Origin of the sequence: Anaerococcus ihuae, assembly GCF_928368155.1 — a bacterium.
Lineage (GTDB): Bacteria > Bacillota > Clostridia > Tissierellales > Peptoniphilaceae > Anaerococcus > Anaerococcus ihuae.
In genome coordinates this window covers 427,671-435,000 of record NZ_CAKMRU010000001.1, presented here as the reverse complement: position 1 = coordinate 435,000, position 7,330 = coordinate 427,671, and the positions used below count along the sequence as shown (strand labels likewise).

The 7,330-nt window shown below is 31.3% G+C and carries 5 protein-coding genes; all 5 read right to left on the bottom strand.

The window, feature by feature from the left end:
* Window positions 1-197: 197 nt before the first annotated feature.
* A complete protein-coding gene (locus L6653_RS02010; protein ID WP_236785282.1) occupies window positions 198-1,988 on the bottom strand; it encodes a recombinase family protein in 1,791 nt (596 codons plus the stop codon).
* 55 nt (window positions 1,989-2,043) lie between these two features.
* Window positions 2,044-2,181 carry a hypothetical protein gene (locus tag L6653_RS02005; RefSeq protein WP_236785281.1) on the bottom strand — a complete coding sequence of 46 codons (138 nt, stop codon included), beginning with the start codon at window positions 2,179-2,181 and terminating at the stop codon, window positions 2,044-2,046.
* 306 nt (window positions 2,182-2,487) lie between these two features.
* A complete protein-coding gene (locus tag L6653_RS02000) occupies window positions 2,488-4,224 on the bottom strand; it encodes an ABC transporter ATP-binding protein (RefSeq protein WP_236785280.1) in 1,737 nt (578 codons plus the stop codon).
* Window positions 4,217-5,938, bottom strand: a complete 1,722-nt coding sequence (locus tag L6653_RS01995; RefSeq protein WP_236785279.1) for an ABC transporter ATP-binding protein — start codon at window positions 5,936-5,938, stop codon at window positions 4,217-4,219. The genes L6653_RS02000 and L6653_RS01995 overlap by 8 nt, the downstream gene beginning before the upstream one ends.
* 37 nt (window positions 5,939-5,975) lie before the next feature.
* Window positions 5,976-7,328, bottom strand: coding sequence for an MATE family efflux transporter (locus L6653_RS01990; protein WP_236785278.1), 1,353 nt, complete (start codon window positions 7,326-7,328; stop codon window positions 5,976-5,978).
* Between the last annotated feature and the right edge of the window lie 2 nt (window positions 7,329-7,330).

Here is a 7,330-nt window from a genome sequence, read left to right as displayed (position 1 = left end):
CCGTTAGTATAGGAATTATTCATATAGATTTGACATACCCATCACACTAAAACTATCCACTAAATCTGTCTAATCCTATTTTTATTTGATGTTCAATAAAACTTTCCCCCAAAATATAACTTGATAAGTTAACATTTCCTAATTTCCTTATCATTATTTTCTCCTAATTCCTAGATAAATATAAATAACATATAATTTTATATTCTTATTTTCTTGACATCAATACTACAGTCTCCACGTGCGTTGTCTTTTGCTTGGGAACATAATTTTTTATCCTCGTCATTCTTGTAGGAGCACAATTTATTAATGTCATTGTCTTTGGCATTTTTTCTTTTATCTTTGAAATTATTAGAATCTTGACTATCTTTAACTCCTGTTTTGAAATAGAATGTTAAGTCATAAGGATGAACTGTTCCGTCTTTGTCAATTCTACCCACCACGACTTTATCAACTATGCTTTCAAATACTGTTCTATTAAATTCCTCTATAATTTCTTTGTTTTCTAAGACCTTTTTAAATTGCTTTAGTCTTTCTTTAATAGAGTTTTCATCTTTGATAGTTAGCTCTAGTGTTTTCTTTTCATCAAGTAATTCTTCTTTTTGTTTTGTAAGTTTTTTATACTTTTTAGCATAAACTTCTTCGTCTATACTATCTTCTAAATGAAGATCAACTAACTTTCTTTCTTGACTAATGATTCTGTTTAATTCATTTTCTATCTTTTTCAAATCTTTGACTAAAGTATTATCATTTATTTCTTCTTCAACAATTTTTAAAAAGTCATCTATTACTGTTGAATCTGCATGGCATAATTGCCTATAGCTTTCAACAAATGCTTTTTCTATTGCTGCTTCTTGTATTCCTTTTGAATGAGGGCAATATTTTTTACCTTTTTTAGTTGACCTTACACATTGCCAGTTTATTTTTTTGTAAATTGAACTTGTATGCCAAGTTCTTCTTGAAAGTATTTCTCCACAAAATCCACATTCAAGCATACTTGAAAAAGCATATTGTCTTGATAGTTTTTCTCTTTTTCTATCCTTGTTAGCTATGGTGTTTCTGTTTTGTGCTCTCCTAAGTCTAATCTCCTGTGCCTTTTCAAAATCTTCTCTTGATATAATTGGCTCGTGATGATTTTCAATGTGATATTTATCAGATTCACCAAAGTTTGCTAGTCTTCTTTTTGTTATGGGATCAACTGTGAAGGTCTTTCCCATTAGTATATCGCCAATATACTTTTCATTTTTAATTATTCCTAACACTGTAGTATCAGACCATTTTGTTTTACCTCTCGGGGTGAGATATCCTTGCTCTTCTAGTTCTCTACCAATGACTGAGCCGCCATTGCCTTCTAAATATCTTTTAAAGATATATCTAACAATTTTGGCTTCTTCTTCATTTATAGAGATGCTTTTTGTTATAGGGTCATAATCATATCCAAGGCAACCTTGAAAACCAATAAGCTCCCCTTTTTCCATTTTCATTTTCAGTCCTTTTTTTACATGGGCTGAGGTATTTTCTACTTCTTGTTGAGCTACTGAACTTAATATTGTTAATAGTAACTCTCCATCCATTGTCACAGTATCTATATTTTCTTCTTCAAATACTACTCCAACATTGTTTTCCTTTAATAGTCTTACATACTTTAGGGTATCTAATGTATTTCTAGCAAATCTTGATATAGATTTAGTAATTATCATGTCTATATCTCCATTTTGGCAATCACTTATTAGCCTCATGAAATCTGCTCTTTTAGTAGCAGTTGTTCCTGTTGTTGCTTCATCTGCATATATACCAGCCAGAGTCCAGTTCTTATTATTTTTTATTAGATTTGTGTAATAATTAACTTGCGATTTATATGATTCAAGTTGATCTTTACTATCAGTGCTAACTCGACAATATGCTGCAACTCGTTTTAAATCTAAATGTAGTGCATTTCTATTTCTAGCTCCTGTATTTGAAGCTTTTATTAATTTTACTTTAGTATTCATTTTACCTCCTTCCCATTTTGTATCTTTCTACAGTGTTATTATATCACAAGATTGACTACTTTCTATCTCTCTTCTTATAATCATTTTCTAGCCTGTTCTTAATTTTTGTATATTCCTTATCATTAATTAATTTAAGATCATAAAGTCTACATAAAATAGCAACTCTCATACTATAAATCTTTATTGCTTGCATTTTAACCTCCTATGTAAGTTAATTTTTTTACCTTGTTAAGTGGATTAAATTTAAAATATACTAATCTCACATAATCAATTTCAAGAATCTTCACACTTCAAAGTATTTTGATTCTTATAGAAAGATGACAAATACCCCTCACTTTATAAAGTGAAATTTGCCCTCTTTGGTAACCAGAATTTTTATTTTTTTATAGTATTTTTGAGTTTCAATGATTAATTTGAACATAAAAAGAGGACTTATGCTATTAGGCATAAATCCTATTTTCTAAATTTTACTGTTTAAAGACTTTAATATTTCTTCCTATCAATTATTTAATTTCCATGATTCCGCCTTAGCTTTTGCATTTATAAGGTCAGAATAAAGTCCATTATTTTTAATCAGTTCTTCATGATTTCCACGTTCTACTATTTCCCCATCTTTTAAAACTAAAATTTGATCTGCATTTCTTATGGTTTTTAGTCTGTGGGCAATCATAATTACTGTTTTGTTTTTTGTTAATGATTCAATTGCTTCTTTAAGTTTATCTTCATTTTCTGGGTCTATATTTGCTGTTGCTTCATCAAATATAATTATGTCTGCATCTTTTAGCATAGCTCTTGCAATAGAAATTCTTTGTTTTTCTCCACCAGATAGGCTTGCTCCACCTTCCCCAATGATAGTGTCATATCCTTCTGGTAAAGCTTCTATAAATTCATGACATCTTGCTTTTTTTGCAGCTTCTACAACTTCTTCATGGCTTGCATTTTGTTTTCCAAATTTTATATTATTTTCAATTGTATCTTCAAATAGATATACATCTTGAAATACCATGGAAATTGAATCCATAAGGTTTTCTATCTTATAATCTTTAATATTCTTTCCACCTATTAAAATTTCGCCAGAGTTTACATCCCAAAATCTTGCTATGAGATTACAAAATGTGGTCTTACCAGATCCAGATGGACCAACTATGGCAGTCATGGTATTTTCTTTTATCTCTGCTGATACATTTTTTAAAATTGGTCTGTCATCATAAGAAAAGCTGACATTTTTAAAGACTATATCATGATTTTTTATAGGCTCTGTAATACTTCCTTCTCTCATATCAGGCATAGAGTCGATAAAACCTACAGAATCTATGGCATTTTCGCAAGCTCTTAGGATTGCCATGTTTGATCCTGCCCCGATTAAGCCTTCAAAGATAATAAAGGATGCCATAATCATAAGAATTGTTTCAGCAAGTGGAAGTTCACCAGATAAATTTAATTTTAAAGATACATAGACCATAGCTACTGTTGTTATTCCCATTACAATTCTTTGAATAACTGTGTATGGTGCTACAGATTTCTCCAGGTCTAAGAGTATTCTTGATGTATCTTTTATAGACTTTCTCAAAGCCCTGTTATTTTCTCCACCAAGATTATAAGATTTTATAACCTGCATTCCTTGTAAAGTTGCTAATACTTCTTTTGTAAGTCTTGTCTGCGTTTCTGTCATTTTGTCTGCATTAGCTGATGATTTTTTCTCCATCATTGATGTAACGATGAAAAATACTACCACACCTGCTACTGCAACAAACCCTACCTTTACATTAAATATTAAAGTTCCAAGGAGAAAGACTAAAGTATTTAAAACTCCACCAAGTACAAGAACCAGTAGCATAGGCACCCATTGCTCTGCTTGGGAAAGATTAGATGTGGCAATACTTGTAAGTCTTCCCAGTGAAAAGTCTGAAAAGAAACCCATGGGAACTCTTTTTATCTTCTCGCCTATTTCTATTCTCTTATGGGCAGCCATAAAATATCCCGCGTGAGTTTGTGCCATTTGAGATGATTTTTGTGTCATGATTTTTCCAACAAGGGAAACTATTAAGATTCCAAGGCAAATAAAGATTGCCTTATAGTCTAAAGTTTTAGAGAATATATTTACTAGCATATAGTAAATTGCACCAAACTCAAGGGCATTAAATACTGCGTGCAAAAATCCAGCGAGAATGGATTTCTTAATATTTACCTGTTCTTCTTTTGAAAAATTCCATATCTTTTTAAACACATTAAGCATTTTCATCACCCCTTAAATTTGCAGCATACATTTCCTTATAAAGTTCTGATGACTTTAATAGTTCTTCATGAGTACCATAAGAATTTAATTTGCCATCTTTAATAACAAATATCCTATCTGCATCAACAATTGTCTTTAGCCTATGAGCGATTATGATTAAAGTTTTACCCTTAACTAGATTTGCCAAGGCGTTTTGTATGAGAGCTTCATTTTCAGGATCTATATAAGAAGTTGCTTCATCTAAAATTACAATTGGTGCATTTTTTAGCATGGCACGAGCAATAGATATCCTTTGTCTTTCTCCTCCAGATAGATGACCTCCACCTTCGCCAACTCTTGTATCATAACCGTTAGATAGATTCATAATAAAATCATGGCAGGCAGATTTTTTACATACATCTATAATTTCTTCGTCAGAGGCATTCTTATTTCCAAGCCTAATATTTTCCTTTATAGTCATATCAAAGAGGAAATTGTCTTGGGATACAAAAGAAATAAGTGAAGACAAGTTTTCGAGCGACACATCTTTTGTTTCTACTCCGCCAATTTTAATAGATCCCTTATCTACATTCCAAAATCCAGCAATAAGTTTTGCTATTGTGGACTTGCCTGACCCAGAAGGACCAACGAGGGCTGAAACATTAGATTCTTTTATTTCCATAGAAAGATTATCAATGACTTTCTTTTTTCCATCGTAAGAAAAGTCTACATCTTGAAGTTCTATATTATAGGATTCTATTTTTTCTCCCTTGTCAATATTTTCTAACTCTCTTGAATCTAAAATTTTTCCTATTTCAGAAGTTATAGTTGATATTCTTGACATATCATCCATATAGTTCATGATTTTTAAAATGCTAGAAACCGTAGCAAAGGATAAGACGATTAAGGTAATTAAATTTCCTAAATCAATACTTCCATTTATATAAAATAAAATCCCAAAGGGTATGATTGTAATAATTCCCATAGGAGAAAGTAATCTACCTATGGCAACCCTATTCATAGATTCACCCATCCAGTTATAATAAAAGCTTGCATTATCATAAACTGCATCAGCATATTTTTTATAAGATGATTCGCTTTGATTAAAGGTCTTTATTACTTCTATCCCATTTATATACTCAACAATGGAATTATTCATATGTTGACCAATAGCAACTGACTTTCCAAACATTTCTTTATAATGAGCGTTCATAACAGACATCATAATAGACATTCCTACCACAAATGGAATTAGTGATAGCAAGGTCAATCGCCAATCTAAGGTAAACATATAAATAAATAATAGAATAGGTCCTACTAAATTTGCCGTAAATTCTGGCACTAGGTGGGCAAGTGAAGTTTCCATAGAATCAACTTGCTCAACTATAATATTTTTTAATTCTCCAGATGATCTTGAAAGAACATCTCCCAATGGCATCTTGAAAAGTTTCTTAGAAATATCATTTCTGATTTCTCCTAATGAGTTAAAAGTTGCGGTATGGGAAATACTTGTTGATATTCCTGCTGCCACTTCTTTAATAACAAATGTTATTAAAATATTTATGCATAGGGGAGTATATAAGCTAATATCCCTTATGCCATTAATCAAATTCACAATAATTTTCGCCATGTATATATAAGAAAAAAGCCCAGCCACTACTCCAATTATTGCCAGTAAGATTGACATAAAATATGAGCCTTTTCTTTTATTTACATATTCTTTTACTAAATTCACTTTAAAACCTCCTTTAGTAATATTTTTAAATAGTTTATTATATTTTTTTTATTTCAGAGGGCATTCTATTAAGCTCTCCAATCATCATTGCTATTCCAGCTAAAATCATAATTAAATCTACAAGAGGTTCAGCAAACCATACTGCCTTAACTCCAAATGTCATTGGTAGAATAATCATGGCAGGAACGAATAAAAATAATTGTCTTAGCATGACGATTATGCCTGCCTTTTTAGCATTTCCTATTGCTTGGAAGAATGTTATAGACATAACCATTACTCCATATAAGATAAATATAGAATAAAATAGTCTAAAGTTTCCTACTCCCTGAGTTATAATACTTTCTTCTACTCCAAATAGGGAAAGGATGTTTTTTGAAAATAATAAGACTGGTAGCCAAAATATGGCTGCAAGAACAAGTCCTCCAATGGAGAATACCTTCATTGCCTCCTTTACCCTGTCATATCTTTTTGCTCCAAAGTTTGTACCAACAACAGGTTGCAAGCCTTGACTCATTCCCCAAAGTGGAATAAAGGAAAAGGCATATATTCTTAAAGTTGCTGCCATTAAGATAGCATTTGTATCTCCTCCATATTTAAATGACATTTTATATAGCATTGTTTGTTGAATCATAAATAAAATTTGCATCATCATAGCAGATGACCCTACGCCAAACATTTCTTTTTTTATTTCCTGATCAGGTTTGATTTTATTTATTTTTACTGCTTTACTTTTATATTTGAAGTAATGGAGTGTTATTATCGCTTGAACAAATTGTGCTGTAATAGTTGCAAGTGCAGCCCCTTCTATTGCGTATCTTCCCATTAATTTCATTAGAATTGGATCAAGAATTATGTTTAAAAAAGCCCCTAGCCCCATAATGAGCATTGCTTTTTTCATTAATCCTTCTCCACGCATAACCATGTTTGCTGATTGAGTAAAGTTTACAAATAAAGAACCAATGAAAATTACTCGTAAATATCTGATACCATATTCTTTAATTTCTCCACTTGCTCCAACCATATCTAAAAAATGTGGTGCAAGTAAAATTCCGCCTATTGTAATAATTGATGAGAATAGAATAACCCAAAAGATTAAATTCCCCATAATTTTATCAACTGTTTTTTGGTCACCCTTTCCTATAGCTCTTGATAAAACTGATGCTGAACCTACACCTATGAGTGTAGATACTCCACTATTAAAAAAGGTAAGTGGCATAGCTACACCACAAGCTGTCATTGCAGTTTGTCCTATAATATTTCCTGCAAAAATTCCATCCATTAGTGGATAAAGACCTATTACTATCATTCCTATTACAGCAGGGATAGATAATTGAAAAAGTAGGTCTATAGGTCTTTTGCTTAATAATTGTTCTTTCATATCTTGTTTCAAAA